The following is a 20,578-nucleotide window of genomic DNA, read 5'->3' on the forward strand; positions in this document are numbered from 1 at the left end:
CTCAGTCGGCCAGGGCGATCGGGCCGATCTCGTGGAACACATCGCCCGGGCCGGGGTTGTCCGGGTGGGTCTGGCCCCCGAAGTGGTTCATGATACCCCACACCGCATTGAGCGAAGTCTGCACCGCGCCTTCCACCCAGGCCGGGGTCCACGACACGTCGTCACCGGCGATGAAGATGCCGCGCTGTTCGGCGGGCATGTCCTGCTGCATGAAGTGCGCGTACATGCGCTGGTTGTAGCGGTAGTGGCCCGGCAGCGCGCCCTTGAAGGCGCCGAGGAAGTGCGGGTCAGCCTCCCACGAGATGGTGATCGGGTCGCCGATGATATGCCCGGCGATATCGGTCTTGGGGTAGATCTTCTTCAGTGCGTCGAGGGCCAGCTGCACGCGCTTCTCGGTCGGGTGCGGCAGCATCTTCAGGGCGTCGCTCATCCAGGCGTAGGACAGGCAGATCACCCCCGGCTTGTCGTCGCCGTTGTCGAACAGGTAGGTGCCGCGGGTCAGGCGATCGGTGAGGGTCATGCTCATCAGGTCGCGGCCGGTTTCCGGGTCCTTGTCCTTCCAGAACGGCCGGTCGACCATGACGAAGGTCTTCGACGACTGCATGTAGCGGGTGCGGTCCAGGGCCATCCACATTTTTTGCGAGAACAGCGACTCCTCGCAGTCGATCTGGGTGGTCAGCAGCCAGCTCTGGCAGGTGGTGAGCACTGCCGCATAGTGGCGCACGTCGCCGTAGTTGTCGGTGACCGCCAGGCGACCATCGCTGGCCCGGGCGATGCGCTTGACCCCGGTGCGTGGCGCGCCGCCGTGCAGGCCGCTGAGGCTGGTGCCGGCCGGCCAGTGGGCGCAACGTTCCGGCACATGGCGCCAGATGCCCTGCGGCACCTGCTCGACGCCGCCGACCACCAGGTGCTGGTGATCGTCGCAGTTGGTCATCACCACGCGGAAGATTTCCAGCATCGAGTTGGGGAAGTCCGAGTCCCAGCCGCCGGTGCCGAAACCCACCTGGCCGAACACTTCGCGGTGCTGGAAGCTCAGCTTGGCGAACGAGCGCGAGGTGGCGACGAAGTCATAGAAGGTGCGGTCGTCCCACAGCGGTACCAGCTTGTTCCACAGGTCCTTGAGGCGCGGTACGTCGCGGTCGCGAATGGCCTGCTGGATATCGCCGAACTGCGCGCCGCTCTCCAGGGCGTCGGCCCAGGCGTCGGCCACTTCGTGGAACAGCTGCGGCAGGTCGGCGGATTTCTCGGCGTAGTAGGTCTGGCCTTCCAGGTCGATGACCGTGCTGCCCGAAGCCGGGGTCAGCGGGTTGGGGAAGGGCTTGGTCTCCAGGCCGAGCTTGTCGACGTAGTGGTAGAACGCCGTGGACGACACCGGGAAGCGCATGCCGCCCAGTTCGGCGACGATACCGTCGGTGCCGTTGAACGCCTGCGAGCGCAGCCGGCCACCCAGCTTGGAGGCCTCGTACACCACGGGCTTGAGGCCCAGCTTCATCAGCTCGTAGGCCGCCACCAGCCCGGCGATGCCGCCACCGACGATCGCCACCTCTTCACCATGACGCTCCTTGGGAATGCTGCCCAGGCCGGCCGGGTGCTCCAGCCAGTCGTCGAAGGCGAACGGGAAGTCGGGGCCAAAGATAGTGATGGGTTTCTTGCCGTCGGCGGGGTGGCGGTTTTTCTTGTTCATGTAATGACCTTGCCAGGGGCTGCGCAGGGGGCGGAGCCTGAGTATAGAGAATGCCTGGTGGCCATTTTATGAAGTGGGGTGTTCGTTATTAAGGTGCAGAGTGGCGTCGTTATGTGCTTTGTTTCGTCTTAATGATTCATATTTATTCAATACTGACGAATCAGCTCAGCGATGCCAGGTGCTCGACGGTTTCAGGGTACTTCTGCACCAGTCGAATCAGCGCCACAGCCTGGGCGTTGGGTTTGGAGCGGCCTTGTTCCCAGCTCTCCAGGGTGCGGGCGTTGGTCCGCAGGTAGGCGGCAAACACCGCCCGGGACATGTTCAGGCGCTGGCGCAGTTCGGTCAGTTCGTTGGGGGCCAGCGGGGCAAGCTCCTCGAAGGTCACCTTGTGCGAGCGCAGGGTCAGTTTGCCGGCGCGCTCATCGGCGAGGGCGTCGAAGCCTTCGGTGAGTTCAGTGAAGATGTTGCGTGGCATTGGTCGTCCTCATCAGGTATTCGCGTTCAAGCAGGTTCTTCAAAACCTGGCGTTGCTGCGGTGTCAGATCATCCTGGAGTTCCTTTCCGTACAGCGTGAAAAGCCAGAATTGCAGCCCGGCCTGCCACCAGTAGTAGATGATCCGGGTGCCGCCTCGCTTGCCTTTTTGGCGCAGTGCATCGGCGAAGCGCATCTTCCTGAGGCCACCCGTGCCCTTGATAACGTCACCTGCATGGGGATGCAGAAGCAGTACGCGTTGTAGAGACCGAAAATCTTCATCGTCCAGATACTGGCTGCGAAAGCGCTCGAAAGCGGGCAATTCGACAAATAGGGCGTCCATGTTTTGTACGTGATCCACGTATAGTTTGTGATGAGGTCGCCGCTACGTCAATAGGGCGGGCTGTCATCAGCCTAAGCGTGGATTGAGGGCGTGGTGGCAGGGGAGGGTTGCCGGATATGTCATTGGGGCGGCGGGTAGGTCTTTGTTTGTCAGACCATTTCCTACAGACGGGAAATTTAACGAGACCTATCCTACAAGTCCTGTCGCTCCGGTCTGGCTGTGCGGGTAAGTCTTCGCGGTTAACTTCAGCCGGTCACCGCCTATTCGGTGATCGGGCGTGAGAACCCGGCGATCAAATTGGAGGCATGCTGTCATGGCAGCTGTGCGCGGGCAGGTTCTGCCTGGCCGGAATGTAGCCTCCAACTTCGCCGGTTCTCACCCCGCGCATGGCTGCCACCCATTCCCGTGAGAAGGTTGCGTGGTGGCCTCCTTAAGCCGGTAATGGAGGCAATACCCATGAAAAAGATCGTCCCCGACCCACCCCTCGCCCTGAACCCGACCACCGAGCAGTCCTTCTGCTCCTGCCAGTCCAGCCATCCCCCCATCTTCACCGTGCGTCCCGGCGTGGATGCCGCCGACGCCCTGGTCCACGCCAGCATGCTGGCCCGGGCCATCCAGGAAATCGCCGACGACTACGCCCAGCACCATGCCCCCGAGGCGGGGCGGGCGATGATCTGGTCGATCCTGCATTCGGCGGAAACGGTACGCGCGCTGCTGGAAGGGCTGCTCGACGCGATGGAGGCTTGATGGTCGGGGGCTGTGGTCAGCCCGGCTGGCCGCGGTCCACCTTGCTGCTGAGAATGATCGATGTGGTGGTCTTCTCCACCCCATCCAGGCTGCCGATCTGGTCGAGCAACTGGTCCAGTTGCTCTGGCGAATCACTGTTCAGCCACGCCACATAATCAAACTCGCCACTCACAGCGCACAGTTGCTGTACCTGGCCCATGGCGCCCAGGCGACGCACGATGTCCTTGCCCGAGCGCGGCTGCGCCTTGATCCCCACGTAAGCCTGCAGTCCGCCGCCCAGCAGGCGCTGGCCCAGGCGTACGCCATAGCCGGTGATGACCTTGCTCTTCTCCAGCCGCGCCAGGCGCGAGTTCACGGTGGTGCGGGCGATGCCCAGCTGGCGGGCGAGGGTGGCGACGCTTTCGCGGGCGTTGATCTGCAACAGGGCGATCAACTGGCGGTCGATTTCGTCGAGGGTGATGGCGCGGGCGTCTGGCATGGCGAGTCTCGGCATAGGGTGCACTAGCCTAGCCAGCCTGGGGGCGATGAGAAAGAGGCGGGTGGAATATTCGAAGCAGGCGTGTGGTGAAGTCACGCTATGCCAGCAGCCTTGGGCCAGACACTGAAGGTGTCTGCCCCAAGGCTGTCGGTGGGTTGCGTCAGCGTGCGGCGCTGGTCTGCGCCGTGGTGGCACAAGGCGACTTCAGGCCTGCGGTCATGCTTTCGACGTTGTCGAGCATCTGGTTGCCCTGGTTGACCTTCTGGGCGTTCTCCGCCAACTGCATGCGCTGGTCATAGGTGGCCGAGGTGCCATTCATGCTGTGCTTGGTTTCCAGCACCGAGTTGGCGATGCTCAGCAGGCTGCGGCCGGTGGAAATCAGGTTGTCGGTCGCGCTGGGCGTGCAGGGCGCATTGCCGCCGGCCATCTGGCTGGGCTGCTGGCCCTGGTTGTAGGAACCCGGCGCCACGCAACCGGCAAGTGTTACCAGCATGGGGGCAATGAGCAGGGCCCCAAGCGTTCCTTGGATGTTCATGTGACGTTCCCTCGATCACTGGGCTCCGACCCGGTGCCGAAGCGATGGAGGAATTCTAGAAACGAGGCATGGGCTGCGAAATAGAACGGGTGTGCTAAAGGCACTTTGCCGCTGCGCCGGACATCATGCACATATCGGCCTGAACCCATGAAGGCGACTCTGTTGACTAGAAATCACGGGTCACGGCGGGGCCTGCATTGCCGGCAGAGTCGACGCCGTGTGCACAGAATCTCCACGGTTCGGATTGGTTTTCCACGGGGTACCAGTGATTATTTCGATGGCGTCCGTAACCGTCTGGTGTATCGCAATCTACAACAGCGGCTGGACCGTATTTCACGCGCAGATTAGTTACTTCCCACGGGACATATTCAGGCCTCACCTCGAGTTGTCCGCCAAGCTCGCGTTCTGAAATCCTGGGCGCCATGGCGGGTGGCGTCTCATCGATCCGTCGTAATCGGACGGTCGCATTACTTGGCAATTGCCAAGTACCGTTCGCTCTTCCGCCAATGACACAGGCGGTATAGATCCCTTCCTGCCTGGGCATTGGCTGTTCGATCAGCGGCTGTTCCTCGATGGGGGTTGGCGTACTGTATCCATCGATGTCGGCGCAATTGGTCGAATTGGCCAATCCGATCTTGTAACGCACGAGGTCGAAACCATCCGTGCTGCCGACCTTCAGGTTCCATCGAGCTGGCACAAGTTCGCCGTCGACCTCTTCGGTGTTTCGTGTCGACCAGTTCGTCGTTGTTCGGGTCAACGTCACCCCAAGCCCGGAATCGAGCCTGCTCAGGTCCACCGTGCTATCGGCCTTCAGGGCCAGGGCCAAGCGTTCCACGGGGATCGCGTAGCTGCTTCCTTCACGGGGGACAGGAAGCCCCTCACTTGTCAGCTCGCAGGGGCGACCAGGGCCACACCCCACATAACCCGGTGTCGCGGTGGTGTTCAGCACCGCAATCACGTCCTTGCCATCCTGTACAAACATCGGTGAACCGGAGGTGCCGCCAGCAACACCCTGACAATCATTGGGGATGGCTTTAGACCATCGCCACGGAATATAGGCCTCGAAAATGAACTGATGCGCATTCGCTCGACACTGCGAGTACCTCAGGAATTGCTCCTCAGTCGGCACGCCTGTCACCGGAATGTGTGTCAACTCGACAGGCGTTTCCGGTGAAGTGGTCGCTGTCGCAAGGCGCAGTGGGAATACGCCGTGTAATGCCAGGTCACCGTAGGTCGCATCCAACTGCAGCACTGCCAGATCCACGTCTTTCATCGTGGCATACACCACTCGGGCAATGCCAAACGATACATGTTTTGGCTGGGTATCAATGAAAAAGGCAGGTGTAAATGACCAGGCCTTCTCTCCCGGTCGATCAACAATGACGGTATTGTCATCAGATTCTTCGACGCAATGTCCGGCCGTCAGTATCAGCGCCGGACGATCCGGAGCGGGCGTGTCCGCCCCCGCGATCAAACTTGCCGTGCAGTTGTAGCTGCCAGTACCAGTACGAAGTTTGCCAACTGGGATGAAACGCTCAGCCCCCGGATCGGTTGAGCGCAGCAAGGGCGCGTTGCTTTGAGCGGCTCCTGGCATGATGGTGGGTGGGGTTTGTGCTGGGGGGGCACAGGCGGCCATGCTCGATACCAACGCCGCTATCGCCGCCAAACGCATCCATGTTTTGCCAATTGAGTCGTCCAAGCCAGCCTCCCGATAACATTGAATAGGCGCTGAATTTCCGTCCGGTCTGGAGCACAGGTCAGGCACGAATTAACAACGTAATCGCCTGATGGTTGTAACTTTCTGTCAGCGCAATATTGCGGTGCTTCAGGTTTAACAAGTTAGGCAGCGTTGGACATCTGGCAAAAATACCAGGTGACAACAGGAAACTTGGCGGGGATGTACGCAGGCAGAAACAGCGCGGAGCGGTCAGGTTTTTCGGCTATGACGTTGTTCTCCTGGTAGAAATGTGATCAAGGTTGTTGCAAGGTGGCAATTACACACCTAAGATGCCCGCCTTCTCTCACCCGACAGCAAAGGAGGTACATCATGCAACAGTTGATCACCCTTTGCAGGTCGCGCCTGGCTTGAACGCATTCGCCGCTACTCGTTAGCGGTACCGCAACGCCCGGCCTCTGGCCTGCCAATCCGAACATCTTTTTGTTTCAACCCATCAGGATTGGACTATGGGCACTTGCATTCGCAATTTGTCCGACGGCGCCGTATTGGTCGCCGCGGACGACACCTGGATCGAAGGAAAAGCGGTCCAACAACTCGAAACCACCGCTCGCCTAGGGGGCATGCATCGGGTGGCTGGCATGCCGGACCTGCATCCGGGGCGTGGCTATCCGGTCGGCGCGGCATTCTTTTCCGTGGGGCGTTTGTACCCGGCGCTGGTCGGCAATGACATCGGCTGTGGCATGGCGCTGTGGCGCACGGACATCCCGACCGCCAAGCTGCATCTGGACAAGCTGGAGAAACGCCTTGGCAACCTCGACCTGCCGCTCGACGAGACGTGGCAGGAGGCCGTCGCCAGCTTCGGTTTGCCTGCCACGGGGCACGAGCGTTCTCTGGGCACCATTGGTGGTGGTAACCACTTCGCCGAGCTGCAGCAACTCGATGAAAGCTACGACGATGCGGCCCTGGCAGCCTTGGGCATCGAGCGCAAACACCTGCTGTTGCTGGTGCACAGCGGCTCGCGTGGTTTGGGCGAGGCGATCTTGCGTGAGCAGGTCGACCTGTTCGGTCATCACGGACTGGAGGCGGGCAGCGAGGCCAGCACTCATTACCTGGGCCGGCACGACGGCGCGCTGCGTTTTGCCGAAGCCAACCGTCAGTTGATTGCCCGGCGCATGCTCGACCGCTTGCGTGCCGATGGCGATGTACTGCTCGACATCAACCACAACCTGGTGTCGCCAGCGCAGGTCGACGGGCTCGATGGTTGGCTGCATTGCAAAGGCGCCACACCGTCGGATCAGGGGGCGGTGGTGATCCCTGGTTCGCGCGGCGACTACAGCTACTTGGTACAGCCGATCGCCGACGAGCGCAGCCTGTTGTCCCTGGCCCATGGCGCCGGACGCAAATGGATGCGCAGCGAGTGCAAGGACCGCCTCGTCTCGCGCTACAGCGTCGAGCAACTGAGTCGTACGGCACTAGGCAGCCGCGTGATCTGCGCCGACCGGGCGCTGATCTACGAGGAAGCGCCGGAGGCCTACAAGGCTATCGACTCGGTGGTGGGTGCCTTGCGTGAAGCGGGGTTGGTTCGCGTGCTGGCACGACTGAAACCGGTGCTCACCTACAAGACGCGCGGAGGGTGCTGCTGATGATCCTACTGCAACTCTCGGCGGCTCAGGGGCCGGAAGAATGTGCCCTGGCTGTGGCCAAGGCATTGCTCAGGCTGCAGGCCGAAGCGGATGCCCAGGCCGTGGCGGTACGGATACTCGAAGAAGAGCCGGGGCCGCGGCGCGGTACCTTGCGCTCGGTGTTGCTGGCACTGGATGGCGAGCAGGCCGAGCGCCTGGCGGATCACTGGACGGGCTCGCTGCAATGGACGTGCAGCAGTCCGTACCGGCCGGGGCATGCGCGCAAGAACTGGTTCTTTGGGGGCGCACGGTTTGCGCCACCGGCACCGGAATTGGCGAGCGAGATCCACTTCGAGACCTTGCGTTCGTCCGGGCCGGGTGGTCAGCATGTCAACACCACCGACTCGGCAGTGCGCGCCACGCACCTGGCCAGCGGCATCAGCGTCAAGGTACAGAGCGAGCGTAGCCAGCACGCCAACAAACGCTTGGCGCTGCTGCTCATCGGTCAACGCCTGGCGCAACAGGCAGAGCAGGTCGACAGCGAACTGCGCGCGGAGCGGCGGTTGTTCCATCACCGCATCGAGCGTGGCAATCCACGTCGGGTGTTTCGTGGCGAGCGCTTCGAGCCGGCTGACGGGTAGATTGTGTGCGAGACCATAGGACTGTATCTGAGGTGGTCCCGCCAAAAACACGAAAGCCGCGCAGTGCGCGGCTTTCAGTTTGGTGGGCCCACACGGACTCGAACCGTGGACCAAAGGATTATGAGTCCTCTGCTCTAACCGACTGAGCTATAGGCCCTCAGCAGGTGCGCAGGATTATAACGAGGGTTTCGATAGCGTGCCATCCGAAAGATCCGTTTGTGCTATGCGAAGAAAGGTCGCCGCGAACTCGTTCGGCGGCAGCGGCAGGCTGACGATGTAGCCCTGGATCTGTTCGCAGCCTTCGGCGGCGAGGAAGCGTTGCTGCGCCTGGTTTTCCACGCCTTCGGCAATGATCGTCAGCTGCATGCTGCGGCCCAGGGCGATGATGGCGCGGGCGATGGCGGCGTCGTGGGGATCGTCCGGCAGGCCGCGGATGAACGACTGGTCGATCTTGAGGATGTCCAGCGGCAAGCGCTTGAGGTAGCTGAGCGAGGAGTAGCCAGTGCCGAAGTCGTCGATGGCCAGCTGCACGCCCAGCAGCTTGAGCTGGTGCAGCACGCTCAGCGCTTCCTCGGCCTGGCTCATGATGAAGTTCTCGGTGATCTCCAGCTGCAGGTCGCCGGCCTTGAGCTGGTAGCTGCGCAGCAACTGTTCGATGCGCCGGGCCAGGCTGGGCTGGCGCAGCTGGGCGCCGGCCAGGTTGATCGAGAGCGGGCCGAAGGCGTGGTAGGCCTTCTTCCAGGCGTGCATCTGCCGGCAGGCCTGCTCCAGCACCCAGTCGCCGAGCTGCAGGATGGTGCCGTTCTCCTCGGCCAGGTGGATGAACTGCTCGGGCGGCACTTCGCCGAAAGTGGGGTGGGTCCAGCGGACCAGCGCCTCGGCGCCGACCAGGCTCTGGGTCTTGAGGCTGAACTTGGGCTGGTAGCACAGGCTCAGCTCGTTGCGTTCGATGGCGCGGCGCAGCTCGTGTTCCAGGGCGATACGCTCGCTGGCCTGGGTGGTGAGCTCGCGGGTGTAGGCCTCGACGCGGTTGCGGCCCTTGGCCTTGGAGCGGTACATCGCGGCATCGGCGTTGCGGATCAGGCTGGCGACATCGCTGCCGTCCTGCGGGTACAGGCTGATGCCGATGCTGGCGCTGGTGAAGAACTCGTGCTCGCCGGCCTGGAACGGTGCATGGAAGCCGGCCAGCAGCTTGTTGGCGATGGCGCTGGCATCGCTGGGTTTGTGCAGGCCGGGCAGGAGGATGATGAACTCGTCGCCACCGAGGCGGGCCACGGTGTCCACGTCGCGCACCTGCTCCTTGAGGCGCTGGGCGATGCCCTTGAGCAGCAGGTCGCCCACCGGGTGGCCGAGGCTGTCGTTGATGTGCTTGAAACGGTCGAGGTCGAGGAACAGCACCGCGCCCTGGCGGTTGGATACCTGGGCGCAGTTCAGTGCAGCCTGCAGGCGGCTTTCGAACAGGGCGCGATTGGGCAGGCCGGTGAGCGGGTCATGGTGAGCCTGGTAGTCGAGCTTGGCCTGGGCGTGCTTGAGGCTGGAGATGTCGGCGAACACGGCGACGAAGTGGGTGATCTCGCGCTCGTGGTTGCGCACGGCGCTGATGGTCAGCCAGCCGGGGTACAGCTCGCCGTTCTTGCGTTTGTTGAAGATCTCGCCCTGCCAGTGGCCCTCGGCGGTCAGCTGGTGCCACATGGCGGCGTAGAAAGCGCTGTCGTGCTGGCCGGAGGCGAGCAGGCGCGGGGTCTGGCCGAGGGCTTCGATCTCGCTGTAGCCGGTGATCTCGCTGAAGGCGCGGTTGACCGCGCTGATGCGCTGGTCGGTGTCGGTGATCAGCACGCCTTCGGCGGTGTTCTCGAACACCGTGGCGGCCAGCTGCAGCTTTTCCTGCATCAGGTGGCGCTCGGTGATGTCGCGGGCGATGGTCAGCATGCAGTCGACGCCGCCGATCGGCAGTGGCCGGGCGGACAGCTCGCAGAGACGGATCTGCCCGTCGCTGCGGCGGATATGGCAGCTGAAGTCGCGTACGAAACCGTCGCGCTGCAGTTGATCGACCAGGCGCTGGCGCTCGTTGAGGTCGACCCAGATGCCCAGGTCCAGCGAGGTCTGGTCGACCGTCGTGCTGATGTCATAGCCGGTCAGGCGGCAGAAACCTTCGTTGACCTCCAGCAGCAGGCCGTCGCTCTGGCGCGACAGCAGCAGGCCGTCGGGGGAGGCGTGGAAGGCCTTGGCGAACTTCTCCTCGGAGGTCTGCAACTGCTGTTGGGTTTCCTTGAGCTGGCTGATGTCGCGAATCGCCACCACCAGTGCCGGCATGTTGTCGAGTTCGAAGGTTTCGGCCGAGGTCAGGCCGGTGAACAGTTCGCCGTTGCTGCGCCGGAAGGTCATTTCCAGGTTGCGGATACCGCCGCGGTGCAGGCGTTCGAGCAGGGCCGGGCCGGTGCCGGCCACGCCCCACAGGCCGAGTTCGGTGGCGGTGCGGCCGATCACCTGGGTGGGATTCAGGCCGATCAGCTCCTCGAAGGCTTCGTTGACCTCCAGCAGGCAGCCATCGCTGTGCCGGGCAATGACCAGGATGTCCGGGCATTGCTGGAACACCGAGGCGAACTTCTGCTCCGACAGGCGCAGGGCATCCTCGGTGTGCTTGGTTTCACTGATGTCGATCATCAGCCCGCGCATCAGCGGCTTGTGGCCGTGCTCGATCATGCTGACGATGTTGCGCACCCACAGGGTATGGCCGTCGGCGCGGATCACCCGGTAGTCGAGGCTGTGGTCGCGCCCGGCCGCCGTCTCGCTGTCGCAGTAGGCCTGCGCCCACAGGGCATCCTCCGGGTGCAGGATGCTGCGCCAGAAGCCGGGCTTGAGCCATTCACCCGTGGGGTAGCCGAGCAGGTCCTCGGCGTGGGGCGAGACATAGCTGTAGCTGAAGTCGTTGGCGTCGGCTTCCCAGGCCACCGCCGACAGGCTCTCGACCAGGCCGCGATAGTGATACTCGCTGCTGCGCAGTTCCTGCTCCAGGGCGATGCGCCGGGAGATCTCCGAGCTCAGGCGTCGGTTGATGCGGATCACCACCGCCAGGATGGCCATCAGCACCAGCACCGCCGGCAGGCCATAGAGCAGGACATCGTGCCAGAAGGTCCGCTGATCGACGACGTTGCCCACCCAGCGTTGCTGGATTCGGCTGACTTCGCTGCTGCTCATATCGGCCATCACCTTGTCGAGGATGCCGACCAGCACCTTCTGCTGGCGGGGCACGGCCATGGCCAGCTGGTAGCGGTAGGGCGTTTCGCCGCTGACGTACAGGCCATCCAGTTTGAGCTGGCGCAGGCTCCAGATGCTCGAGGCGAGGTCGCCGACCACCGCGTCCACCTCGTCGGTGGCCAGGGCCTGCAGGGTCGAGCTGACGTTGGGCATGGCCACCAGGTTGAGGTCGGGGTGGTGGGTGCGCAGCAGTTCGTGGGGCGCGTAGTTCTCCACCACGGCGATCTTCAGGCCATAAAGGTCCTTGAGGTTGCGTGGTTGCGCGCCACCGGAGTGGGCGAGGATGACGATCGGGAAGTCCAGGTAGGGGCGGGTGAAGGCCAGGTAGTTCTGGCGCTCCGGGGTGGACATGATCCCGGGAAGCAAGTCGAGACGGTTGCTGCGTGCCTGTGCGAGCACTTCGGTCCAGCTGCTGGGCTCGATCGGCTTGAGGGTGATCCCCAGGCGTTCCTGGATCAGGGCGATGTAATCGGCGGCCAATCCCTGGTAGCGACCTTCCTGGTCGCGAAATTCGAACGGCGGCCATGAAGCATCGACGCCCAGGCGCAGCTGCGGGTGGGCGCTGAGCCAGGCTTGTTCCTCGTCGGTCAGGGTCAGGGCGCCGGCCGTTGTGTTCCAGGCGAGCAGGAGCAGCAACAGGAAGGCCGGCATCATGGGCATAGCGGCCTCTCGATCAGGGGGACTGATTCGAGTGTAGACGGGCATCTCGCCCGCTGGGTAGACAGTGGCAACGACCTTCTGTCACATAAGAAAAACCCCGGCCTGGGCCGGGGTTCGTCTTTACTCGTCGAGGAAGGAGCGCAGATGCTCGCTTCGCGTCGGGTGGCGCAGCTTGCGCAGCGCCTTGGCTTCGATCTGACGGATCCGCTCGCGGGTCACGTCGAACTGCTTGCCTACCTCTTCGAGGGTGTGGTCGGTGTTCATGTCGATGCCGAAACGCATGCGCAGCACCTTGGCTTCGCGCGCGGTCAGGCCCGAGAGCACGTCACGGGTCGCTTCCTTGAGGCTTTCGACCGTGGCCACGTCGATTGGGGACTGCATGGTGGAGTCCTCGATGAAGTCGCCCAGGTGCGAATCTTCGTCGTCACCGATCGGGGTCTCCATGGAGATCGGCTCCTTGGCGATCTTCAACACCTTGCGGATCTTGTCCTCAGGCATCTCCATGCGCTCGCCCAGCTCTTCCGGGGTCGGTTCGCGACCCATTTCCTGGAGCATCTGCCGGGAAATACGGTTGAGCTTGTTGATCGTCTCGATCATGTGCACCGGGATACGGATGGTGCGCGCCTGGTCGGCGATCGAGCGGGTGATCGCCTGGCGGATCCACCAGGTGGCGTAGGTCGAGAACTTGTAGCCGCGACGGTATTCGAACTTGTCCACCGCCTTCATCAGGCCGATGTTGCCTTCCTGGATCAGGTCGAGGAACTGCAGGCCGCGGTTGGTGTACTTCTTGGCGATCGAGATCACCAGGCGCAGGTTCGCCTCGACCATTTCCTTCTTGGCGCGGCGGGCCTTGGCTTCGCCGATGGACATGCGACGGTTGATGTCCTTGATCTCGGCGACGGTCAGGCCGGTCTCGGTCTCGAGGTCGATCAGTTTCTGCTGGCAGGCAACGATGGCGGCGTCCTTTTCACCCAGGGCGGCGGCCCACTTGGTGTTGCGCTTGGCCAGGTCACCGGACCAGGTCTGGTCGGTCTCGTTGCTCGGGAACAGGCGCAGGAAGTCGGCGCGCGGCATGCGGGCGTCACGCACGCACAGCTGCATGATGGCGCGTTCTTGCTGGCGCAGACGGTCAAGGGCGCCGCGTACACGCTCGACCAGTACGTCGAACTGTTTCGGTACCAGCTTGATCGGCATGAACAGGTCAGCCAGGGCCTGCATGGCGCCAATGCTTTCGGCGTGAGCGCGGCCGTGCTTCTTCAGCACCTTGAGGGTGATGACCAGCTGATCGTTGACGGCGCCGAAACGCTGGGCGGCGACGACCGGGTCCGGACCGCTTTCGGCCTCTTCCTCGTCATCGCTGCTTTCGGCGTTTTCGTCGTCTTCGTCTTCCTCTTCCTTCGCGGCAGCGGCCTTGGCACCTGGGATCGGTACTTCTTCGGTCGGCGCGGCGATGTTGTCGTCAGGGTCGATATAACCGCTGAGGACATCGGACAGGCGGCCGCCTTCGGCGGTGACGCGGTCGTATTCGCTGATGATGTAGTCGACGGTGCCCGGGAAGTGAGCGATGGCGCCCATGACTTCACGGATGCCTTCCTCGATACGCTTGGCGATTTCGATCTCGCCTTCGCGGGTCAGCAGCTCGACGGTACCCATTTCGCGCATGTACATGCGCACCGGGTCGGTCGTGCGGCCGATATCGGTCTCTACTGCCGCCAACGCTGCGGCGGCTTCTTCGGCTGCGGCTTCGTCGGTGTCGGCTTCCGCCAACAACAGGGCATCCGCATCCGGAGCACTCTCGAATACGTTGATCCCCATGTCGTTGATCATGCGGATGATGTCTTCCACCTGTTCCGGATCTGAAATATCCTCAGGCAGGTGGTCGTTGACCTCCGCGTAAGTCAGGTAGCCCTGCTCACGACCGCGGGTGATCAACTCTTTGATACGAGATTGCTGTTGCGCTTTTCCGGACATAACACCCTATCCACTGAAGGTCTTGGCGGGCAAAAAACAAGCCGAGGATTATACCCGAACCTGGACCTCACGCGCCAGATGAGGTCGGGTTTTGTGCGGGAACATTGCGGCTCAGCAGGGCGAGCAGCTGAGATTTCTCCTCTGTGCTCAGTTCACTTAGACGCGCTTTCCTGAGCAGATGTTCCAGGCTGCGCTCGCGTTGGCGAGCGGACAAACTAGTTATAGTGTCGAAAAACTGTTGTTCAAGGTTGTCGGCATCGATCAGCCATTCCTTTTCCGCCAGGGCGCGCAGCAGGCGGCCCTGTTCGGTGCCGTGCCAGCGTGCGATCAACTGCATAGAGCTTAGCTTAGGATTCTTTTGCGCGGCTTCGATCAGCGCCACCAGCAGTTGGCTGTACAGTTGTTCTTCGTCGGCGAAGTGGCTGGCGTCCTCGACCTTGCCGGCCAGCAACGGGTGGTGCAGCAGGGTGCGCAGGGCCGACAGCGTCGGCGGCTCGACCGGCGCCGGCACCCGTGGCGGGGCTTCGCCACGCTGGCCGTCGCGCTGCCAGGGCTTGCCACCTTTCTTGTCCCACGGCTTGCCGTCCCACTGCTTCTTGCCGCCGCCCTTGTTCGGTGTCCACGGGCGTTGCTCCTGCTGCTGCGGGGCATACTCGGGCTGGTAGTGCATGTCGCCGTGGTCCGGCGTGTAGCTGGCCATGGCGTCGTAGTCGTAACCGGGGTCGTAGTCCGGCACGCTGGGTGTCGGCGCGCTCTGCGCCAACTGCTCCATCTGCTGCGGGTCGAGCCCGGTGATGTCCTTCAGGCGGTTGCGCATCAGCTGGCGCAGGTTGGCGCCCGGCACTTTTTCGATCAGCGGTGCGGCCAGGGTGACCATGTGCGCCTTGCCTTCCAGCGAGCGTGGGTCGGCCTCGTTGCTCAACTGTTCGAAGAAGTAGTCGGCCAAAGGCTGGGCGTGCTGGTTGATGCGGGCCTGGAAGGCGTCGGTGCCTTCGGCGCGCACCAGGCTGTCCGGGTCTTCACCCTCGGGCAGGAACAGGAAGCGCGCACGGCGGCCGTCCTGCAGGCTCGACAAGGTCGCCTCCAGGGCGCGCCAGGCGGCCTTGCGCCCGGCCTGGTCGCCGTCGAAGCAGAACAGCACGCTGGGCACCACGCGGAACAGGCGCTTGAGGTGCTCCTCGCTGGTGGAGGTGCCGAGGGTGGCCACCGCGTTGCGCAGGCCCTGCTGGGCCAGGGCGATGACGTCCATGTAGCCCTCGACCACGATGATCTCGTCAAGGTTGCGGTTGTGCTTGCGCGCCTCGTACAGGCCGTACAGCTCCTGGCCCTTGTGGAATACCGGGGTTTCCGGGGAGTTCAGGTACTTGGGCTTGTCGTCGCCCAGCACCCGGCCACCGAAGGCGATGACCCGGCCACGGCTGTCGCGGATCGGGAACATCACCCGGTCGCGGAAGCGGTCGTAGCGCTTGCCGCTTTCGGCATTCTCGATCAAGAGGCCTGCGTCGATCATCACTTTCTGCTGCAGCGAGTCGGCGCCCAGATGCTTGAGCAGGTTGTCCCAACCCGGCGGGGCGAAGCCCAGGCCAAAGTCGCGGGCGATCTCGCCGGACAGGCCGCGACCCTTGAGGTAGTCCACCGCCGCCTTGCGGGTGGCGTGGCCGCGCAGGGCCTGGCGATAGAACTCGCTGGCCGCTTCCAGTAGCGGATACAGCGGTGAATCGGTTGGCTGGCGCGGCTTCTGTCCGCGGCGGCCTTCTTCCCGGGGTACTTCCATGCCGGCCGCGCGGGCCAGTTCCTCGACCGCCTGGGGGAAGTCCAGGTTGTCGTGGTCCATGATGAAGCCAAGCGCGTTGCCGCCGGCGCCGCAGCCAAAGCAATAGTAGAACTGCTTGTCGGGGCTGACGGTGAAGGAGGGGCTCTTTTCCTTGTGGAACGGGCAGCAGGCGGAGAGATTCTTGCCGGTCTTCTTCAGCTGGACGCGCGAACTCACCACGTCGACGATGTCGGTGCGGTTGAGAAGGTCATCGATGAAGCTTTGGGGAATCAGCCCGGCCATGGCAGTCTCGTCATCTGGCAGCTGGCAAGTCTAAACGCTTGTGCGCGGGTTTGGCGTGGGGTATCTCGCAGGAAGAGGAGTGTGCTCGTCACCAGCCCATGAAGGGCTCGTCAGAAAGGACGTGCACGCCTGGTCGGGGACCAGTTCTGACGCGTTGATGCGGGTTGCCCATGGCTTTTGCCGGGGCGCCCAAGGCGCATGGCCAAGGGTTTGAAGCGACCGCTGCCATCAGCCCGGCACGAGGCCGGGCATGGCAGAAGCTTTGCGTAGAACGGCTGTACTTAGTACAGACGAACGGCGCGGCGCTGTTCGCGCTGAACCTTCTTGGCGTGACGCTTTACAGCGGCAGCGGCTTTGCGCTTGCGCTCGGCGGTCGGCTTCTCGTAAAACTCGCGGCTACGAACTTCAGCCAGTACACCGGCTTTTTCGCAGGAGCGCTTGAAACGACGCAGAGCTACGTCGAAGGGTTCGTTCTCTTTAACTTTGACGGCTGGCATCCAGGGCTACCTTAATTCATTACCGGGGTAGACGTGCTCCTGGCAAAACATAAGGTGTGCTGGAGAACGTCGGTTTTCAAGGGTTGCGGATGTTAACCCTTAGCTGGCCGGAATGCAAAGCCTCTGATCGAAAACCGCTGGTCGGCACCGGACACGGGGACTATCATGCGCGCCTTCGAATTCAGCCTCGACAAGGCACGGACCCATGCTAGTACTGGGATTGGAAACATCCTGCGACGAAACTGGCGTCGCATTATACGACAGTGAGCGCGGCCTGCTGGCCGACGCGCTGTTCAGCCAGATCGACCTGCACCGCGTCTATGGCGGCGTGGTACCCGAGCTCGCCTCGCGCGATCACGTCAAGCGCATGCTGCCGCTGATCCGCCAGGTGCTACAAGAAGCCGACTGCGTCGCCACCGAGATCGACGCCATCGCCTACACCGCGGGTCCTGGCCTGGTGGGCGCACTGCTGGTGGGTGCTTCCTGCGCCCAGGCGCTGGCGTTCGCCTGGGATATTCCGGCGATCGGCGTGCACCATATGGAAGGCCACCTGCTGGCGCCGATGCTCGAGGAGCAGCCGCCGGAATTTCCGTTCGTCGCTTTGTTGGTGTCCGGTGGGCACACCCAGCTGGTGCGCGTCGATGGCATCGGCCAGTACGAGCTGCTGGGCGAGAGCCTGGACGACGCCGCTGGCGAAGCTTTCGACAAGACCGCCAAGCTGATCGGCCTCAATTATCCGGGCGGCCCCGAGATCGCCCGCCTGGCCGAGCAAGGCACGCCCGGGCGCTTCGTATTCCCGCGGCCGATGTGCGATCGGCCAGGCCTGCAGTTCAGTTTCAGCGGCCTCAAGACCTTCGCCCTGAACACCTGGCAGCAATGCCGAGACGCCGGGGACGACAACGAGCAAACCCGTTGCGACGTGTCGCTGGCGTTCCAGCAGGCGGTGGTGGAGACTCTGACCATCAAGTGCAAGCGTGCGCTCAAGCAGACCGGCCTCAAGCGCCTGGTCATCGCCGGTGGTGTGAGCGCCAACAAGGCCCTGCGTGTTTCGCTGGAAGAGATGCTGGCCAGCATCAAGGGCAATGTCTATTACGCACGTCCACGGTTCTGCACCGACAACGGCGCGATGATCGCCTACGCCGGTTGCCAGCGCCTGTTGGCCGGGCAGCAGCAGGACCTGGCCATCAGCGTGCAGGCGCGCTGGCCGATGGAGCAGTTGCCGGCGGTGTGAGAGGCGCCGGGCTTGTGCGCACGCTTCAGAAATGGCGTTCGCGCCCGGCGAACAGGTCGCGCAGGTTATTGCGGTGACGCCAGACGATCAGGATCGTCAACACCGTCATCGGCAGCAGTGCTTCGGGTTCGCGCCAGGCCAGCAATGGCAGCGTCAACGGCGTGGCGATCAGGGCCGCCAGCGAGCTGGTGCGAGTGAGGTAGAAGGTCAGCAGCCAGGCGCCGATGGCCAGCAGCGCGGCGGGAAAGTACAGCGCCATGAGCATGCCGGCGGCAGTGGCCACGCCCTTGCCGCCCTGGAAACGGAAGTACACCGGGAACAGGTGGCCGAGCACCGCGCAGATGCCGACCCAGGCCTGTTCCTGCTGGTCGAGCCCGGCCAGGCGGGCCAGCAGTACTGGCAACATGCCCTTGCACAGGTCGCCGAGCAGCGTCAGGATCGCCAGTTTGCGGCCGGCCAGGCGTAGCATGTTGGTCGCGCCGGCATTGCCCGAGCCGCTGGAGCGCGGGTCGGGGCTGCCGCTGAGGCGGCTCAGGACGATGGCGAAGGACAGAGAGCCGAGCAGGTAGGCAAGCAGCGCCAGTGACCAAAACATGCTAACTATTCCGGGCGAGGACGCCCTGATTCTAACGGCGCCCGTCGCCCTTGTCGTGCTGTGGAGAGAAGTGCTTGGACAGAGTGTTCATCGAAGGCCTGGAAGTCGATACCGTCATCGGTGCCTATGACTGGGAGCGGGATATTCGCCAGTGCCTGCGCCTGGACCTGAGTTTCGCCTGGGACAATCGCCCGGCGGCGGCCGGTGACGACCTGTCGCTGGCGCTGGACTACGCCAGTGTCTCGGCGCGGGTCCAGGCCTTCGCCGAGCAGGCGCGGTTCGAGCTGGTGGAGACTTTCGCCGAGCGTCTGGTGGCGGTGCTGATGGACGAATTCAACATCCCCTGGGTGCGACTGAAACTGACCAAGCCGGGTGCGGTGCCTGCGGCCCGTGGCGGTGTAGGCGTGGAGATCGAGCGCGGATGTCTTTGAGTACCGTCTATCTCGGGCTGGGCAGCAACATCGACCGCGAGCGGCACTTGTGCGCGGGGCTCGATGCGTTGGCTGGCATGCTCAGTGACATGCACTGCTCCGCAGTGTTCGAGAGCCAGGCCGTGGGAATCAAGAGCGGCCCGTTCTACAACCTGGTGGTGCGCGGACGCACCGACCTGCCACTGCTGGAACTCGACCGCCGGCTCAAGTTCATCGAGGCCGAGAACGGCCGCTACGCCCCGGATCGCAAGGGGCTGCCGCTGGATATCGATGTACTGATGTTCGATGACCTGTGTGGCACGTTCAATGGCCTGGTGCTGCCACGGGCGGAGATCGTGAAGAACGCCTTTGTACTGTGGCCGTTGTCGTTGCTGGCGCCGGAACTGGTACATCCGGGCGAGGGCAAGTCCATGGGGCAGCTGTGGCGCGAGGCGAGCATTGAACAGGTACTGGCGCCAGTGCCGTTCGAATGGCGGGGTTTGCAGCTGACCCTGATGTAAGCCATCACCGCCCTCTTCGCGGGTTTGCCCGCGAATGGCGGTGGCAGATCAAGCTGACTTGTATGCTTCGAGCGCCTTCAGTCGTTTGTCTTTTAGGGCGTCTCCCAAGGCCTTTCCGGTCAATCCTTTCTCTACCAGTGACTTCACTTCCACAGCCCGCGCTGCTTCAGCAGCTCCCCGCAGGTAAATGCCCTGAGGGTAATCCGAGTCTGGTGCAGCCATCTCGCACGCGGCGATGTACTCCTCGAAACGTTGCGGTCGTCGATACACATCGAACTTCTGCAGCAGCTCCAGCAGGCTCGACGGCTCCAGTGCCCAGGCTTCATCGGCGCATTCGGCGAACTCTCCCACCAGTACCGCCAGCTCCTGGCATTCGCGTGGGACCTTGAAGCGCTGGTTGAGTGCCTTGATCGCCGTTGGCTCCAATCCGCGCAGCAGGCATGCCCAGCGCACCGGCAGTGATTGCTGGTGCCTGGCCGCCTGGTGCAGCGCAGCCAGTGTATCGGCGCCGTGCTCCAGCTCTGGCATCAGCTCGTTCAGCGCGCCGCATCTGCGCAGCACCTCGACGAACACCTGTGGCTCGTTTTCCATCAATGCCCGTTCGATCTCCTTCCAGCTACGCTCGGCCGTCAGTGCCTGCAGCTCGCCCGACTCGGCGATCTGGCGCATGAGGGCCAGGGTTTCATCGGCAACCTCGAAACCCAGAGGTGCATAGCGCGCCGCAAAGCGGGCAACACGCAGCACTCGCAAAGGATCTTCGGCGAACGCCGGTGAAACATGGCGCAGGATCCGTTGTTCGAGATCGACCTTGCCGTGATAGGGATCGTGCAGCGCGCCGTGTTCGTCCTCGGCCATGGCATTGATGGTCAGGTCGCGACGCACCAGGTCTTCTTCGAGGGTGACTTCGGGGCTGGCATGAAAGGTGAAACCGCCATAACCACGACCGCTCTTGCGCTCGGTACGGGCCAGGGCATATTCCTCACCGGTCTTTGGGTGCAGGAACACCGGGAAATCGGCCCCGACCGGGCGGAATCCCTGGGCCTGCATCTGTTCGACGGTGGCGCCAACCACCAGCCAGTCGACGTCGCTGACCGGGCGGCCGAGCAGGCGGTCGCGCACGGCGCCGCCAACCTTGTAGATCTGCATGTGAAACCTCCATTTCTGCCGACAGGATACCTT

At 63.2% G+C, this 20,578-nt stretch carries 18 protein-coding genes and 1 tRNA gene; 6 read left to right on the forward strand and 13 right to left on the reverse strand.

The window, feature by feature from the left end:
• Window position 1: 1 nt before the first annotated feature.
• The 3 genes from HU751_RS17420 to HU751_RS17430 form a co-directional block, all read right to left on the reverse strand.
• On the reverse strand, window positions 2-1,684 hold the full coding sequence (locus HU751_RS17420; protein WP_050703494.1) for a flavin monoamine oxidase family protein: 1,683 nt from the start codon (window positions 1,682-1,684) through the stop codon (window positions 2-4).
• Between the two features lie 160 nt (window positions 1,685-1,844).
• Complete coding sequence (locus HU751_RS17425; protein ID WP_096049206.1) at window positions 1,845-2,159, reverse strand: helix-turn-helix domain-containing protein; 315 nt, start codon at window positions 2,157-2,159, stop codon at window positions 1,845-1,847.
• Window positions 2,137-2,499: a toxin gene (locus HU751_RS17430; protein WP_186731695.1), complete on the reverse strand. Its 363-nt coding sequence runs from the start codon at window positions 2,497-2,499 to the stop codon at window positions 2,137-2,139. The genes HU751_RS17425 and HU751_RS17430 overlap by 23 nt, the downstream gene beginning before the upstream one ends.
• 456 nt (window positions 2,500-2,955) lie before the next feature.
• Between HU751_RS17430 and HU751_RS17435 the strand changes: the two genes are divergently transcribed.
• Entirely contained in the window at window positions 2,956-3,246 is a 291-nt protein-coding gene (locus HU751_RS17435) for a DUF3077 domain-containing protein (protein ID WP_028689051.1), read from the forward strand.
• 16 nt (window positions 3,247-3,262) lie between these two features.
• On the opposite strand, the gene HU751_RS17440 is transcribed toward HU751_RS17435, so the two are convergent.
• The 3 genes from HU751_RS17440 to HU751_RS17450 all read right to left on the reverse strand — a co-directional run bounded on the left by HU751_RS17440 (window position 3,263) and on the right by HU751_RS17450 (window position 5,958).
• Window positions 3,263-3,724 (reverse strand): Lrp/AsnC family transcriptional regulator, encoded by a 462-nt coding sequence (locus HU751_RS17440; protein WP_028689050.1) that lies wholly within the window; start codon window positions 3,722-3,724, stop codon window positions 3,263-3,265.
• Window positions 3,725-3,884: 160 nt separating this feature from the next.
• Window positions 3,885-4,259, reverse strand: a complete 375-nt coding sequence (locus HU751_RS17445) for a hypothetical protein (protein WP_186731694.1) — start codon at window positions 4,257-4,259, stop codon at window positions 3,885-3,887.
• Between the two features lie 166 nt (window positions 4,260-4,425).
• Window positions 4,426-5,958: a trypsin-like serine peptidase gene (locus HU751_RS17450; protein WP_186731693.1), complete on the reverse strand. Its 1,533-nt coding sequence runs from the start codon at window positions 5,956-5,958 to the stop codon at window positions 4,426-4,428.
• A gap of 485 nt (window positions 5,959-6,443) precedes the next feature.
• Between HU751_RS17450 and HU751_RS17455 the strand changes: the two genes are divergently transcribed.
• Both HU751_RS17455 and prfH read left to right on the forward strand, forming a co-directional pair.
• Window positions 6,444-7,580 (forward strand): RNA ligase RtcB family protein, encoded by a 1,137-nt coding sequence (locus HU751_RS17455; RefSeq protein ID WP_186731692.1) that lies wholly within the window; start codon window positions 6,444-6,446, stop codon window positions 7,578-7,580.
• Window positions 7,580-8,200: a peptide chain release factor H gene (gene prfH, locus HU751_RS17460; protein ID WP_186731691.1), complete on the forward strand. Its 621-nt coding sequence runs from the start codon at window positions 7,580-7,582 to the stop codon at window positions 8,198-8,200. The genes HU751_RS17455 and prfH overlap by 1 nt, the downstream gene beginning before the upstream one ends.
• A gap of 80 nt (window positions 8,201-8,280) precedes the next feature.
• Here prfH and HU751_RS17465 read toward each other — a convergent pair.
• The 5 genes from HU751_RS17465 to rpsU all read right to left on the reverse strand — a co-directional run bounded on the left by HU751_RS17465 (window position 8,281) and on the right by rpsU (window position 16,642).
• Window positions 8,281-8,357 (reverse strand) — tRNA-Ile (locus HU751_RS17465).
• Window positions 8,358-8,374: 17 nt separating this feature from the next.
• Window positions 8,375-12,118 carry an EAL domain-containing protein gene (locus HU751_RS17470; RefSeq protein WP_186731690.1) on the reverse strand — a complete coding sequence of 1,248 codons (3,744 nt, stop codon included), beginning with the start codon at window positions 12,116-12,118 and terminating at the stop codon, window positions 8,375-8,377.
• Between the two features lie 120 nt (window positions 12,119-12,238).
• Complete coding sequence (gene rpoD / locus HU751_RS17475; RefSeq protein WP_186712676.1) at window positions 12,239-14,089, reverse strand: RNA polymerase sigma factor RpoD; 1,851 nt, start codon at window positions 14,087-14,089, stop codon at window positions 12,239-12,241.
• A 67-nt stretch (window positions 14,090-14,156) separates the two neighbouring features.
• Window positions 14,157-16,145 carry a DNA primase gene (gene dnaG / locus HU751_RS17480; RefSeq protein ID WP_186712677.1) on the reverse strand — a complete coding sequence of 663 codons (1,989 nt, stop codon included), beginning with the start codon at window positions 16,143-16,145 and terminating at the stop codon, window positions 14,157-14,159.
• 281 nt (window positions 16,146-16,426) lie between these two features.
• Complete coding sequence (rpsU, locus tag HU751_RS17485) at window positions 16,427-16,642, reverse strand: 30S ribosomal protein S21 (RefSeq protein WP_003255575.1); 216 nt, start codon at window positions 16,640-16,642, stop codon at window positions 16,427-16,429.
• 205 nt (window positions 16,643-16,847) lie between these two features.
• Between rpsU and tsaD the strand changes: the two genes are divergently transcribed.
• Complete coding sequence (gene tsaD, locus HU751_RS17490; RefSeq protein WP_186731689.1) at window positions 16,848-17,873, forward strand: tRNA (adenosine(37)-N6)-threonylcarbamoyltransferase complex transferase subunit TsaD; 1,026 nt, start codon at window positions 16,848-16,850, stop codon at window positions 17,871-17,873.
• A gap of 25 nt (window positions 17,874-17,898) precedes the next feature.
• Here tsaD and plsY read toward each other — a convergent pair whose 3' ends face one another.
• Window positions 17,899-18,468, reverse strand: a complete 570-nt coding sequence (gene plsY / locus HU751_RS17495) for a glycerol-3-phosphate 1-O-acyltransferase PlsY (protein WP_050703505.1) — start codon at window positions 18,466-18,468, stop codon at window positions 17,899-17,901.
• 74 nt (window positions 18,469-18,542) lie between these two features.
• Here plsY and folB point away from each other — a divergent pair, with 74 nt between their 5' ends.
• Window positions 18,543-18,899, forward strand: coding sequence for a dihydroneopterin aldolase (folB, locus tag HU751_RS17500; protein ID WP_050703506.1), 357 nt, complete (start codon window positions 18,543-18,545; stop codon window positions 18,897-18,899).
• Window positions 18,890-19,399: a 2-amino-4-hydroxy-6-hydroxymethyldihydropteridine diphosphokinase gene (gene folK, locus HU751_RS17505; RefSeq protein ID WP_186731688.1), complete on the forward strand. Its 510-nt coding sequence runs from the start codon at window positions 18,890-18,892 to the stop codon at window positions 19,397-19,399. Before folB ends, folK begins: the two co-directional genes overlap by 10 nt.
• Before the next feature lie 48 nt (window positions 19,400-19,447).
• Here the strand turns inward: folK and HU751_RS17510 are convergent, their stop codons facing one another.
• Window positions 19,448-20,545: a tRNA nucleotidyltransferase/poly(A) polymerase-related protein gene (locus tag HU751_RS17510; protein WP_186731687.1), complete on the reverse strand. Its 1,098-nt coding sequence runs from the start codon at window positions 20,543-20,545 to the stop codon at window positions 19,448-19,450.
• Window positions 20,546-20,578: the final 33 nt, after the last annotated feature.

The organism is Pseudomonas peradeniyensis (assembly GCF_014268935.2).
Classification (GTDB): domain Bacteria; phylum Pseudomonadota; class Gammaproteobacteria; order Pseudomonadales; family Pseudomonadaceae; genus Aquipseudomonas; species Aquipseudomonas peradeniyensis.

Bases quoted from the DNA above. Each gene is read 5' to 3' on its own strand.
- plsY (WP_050703505.1), bottom strand. From the start codon at position 18,468: ATGTTTTGGTCACTGGCGCTGCTTGCCTACCTGCTCGGCTCTCTGTCC.
- HU751_RS17470 (WP_186731690.1), bottom strand. From the start codon at position 12,118: ATGCCCATGATGCCGGCCTTCCTGTTGCTGCTCCTGCTCGCCTGGAAC.
- HU751_RS17510 (WP_186731687.1), bottom strand. From the start codon at position 20,545: ATGCAGATCTACAAGGTTGGCGGCGCCGTGCGCGACCGCCTGCTCGGC.
- rpoD (WP_186712676.1), bottom strand. From the start codon at position 14,089: ATGTCCGGAAAAGCGCAACAGCAATCTCGTATCAAAGAGTTGATCACC.
- HU751_RS17420 (WP_050703494.1), bottom strand. From the start codon at position 1,684: ATGAACAAGAAAAACCGCCACCCCGCCGACGGCAAGAAACCCATCACT.
- HU751_RS17440 (WP_028689050.1), bottom strand. From the start codon at position 3,724: ATGCCAGACGCCCGCGCCATCACCCTCGACGAAATCGACCGCCAGTTG.
- HU751_RS17425 (WP_096049206.1), bottom strand. From the start codon at position 2,159: ATGCCACGCAACATCTTCACTGAACTCACCGAAGGCTTCGACGCCCTC.
- prfH (WP_186731691.1), top strand. From the start codon at position 7,580: ATGATCCTACTGCAACTCTCGGCGGCTCAGGGGCCGGAAGAATGTGCC.
- folK (WP_186731688.1), top strand. From the start codon at position 18,890: ATGTCTTTGAGTACCGTCTATCTCGGGCTGGGCAGCAACATCGACCGC.
- HU751_RS17430 (WP_186731695.1), bottom strand. From the start codon at position 2,499: ATGGACGCCCTATTTGTCGAATTGCCCGCTTTCGAGCGCTTTCGCAGC.
- HU751_RS17435 (WP_028689051.1), top strand. From the start codon at position 2,956: ATGAAAAAGATCGTCCCCGACCCACCCCTCGCCCTGAACCCGACCACC.
- rpsU (WP_003255575.1), bottom strand. From the start codon at position 16,642: ATGCCAGCCGTCAAAGTTAAAGAGAACGAACCCTTCGACGTAGCTCTG.
- HU751_RS17455 (WP_186731692.1), top strand. From the start codon at position 6,444: ATGGGCACTTGCATTCGCAATTTGTCCGACGGCGCCGTATTGGTCGCC.
- HU751_RS17445 (WP_186731694.1), bottom strand. From the start codon at position 4,259: ATGAACATCCAAGGAACGCTTGGGGCCCTGCTCATTGCCCCCATGCTG.
- tsaD (WP_186731689.1), top strand. From the start codon at position 16,848: ATGCTAGTACTGGGATTGGAAACATCCTGCGACGAAACTGGCGTCGCA.
- dnaG (WP_186712677.1), bottom strand. From the start codon at position 16,145: ATGGCCGGGCTGATTCCCCAAAGCTTCATCGATGACCTTCTCAACCGC.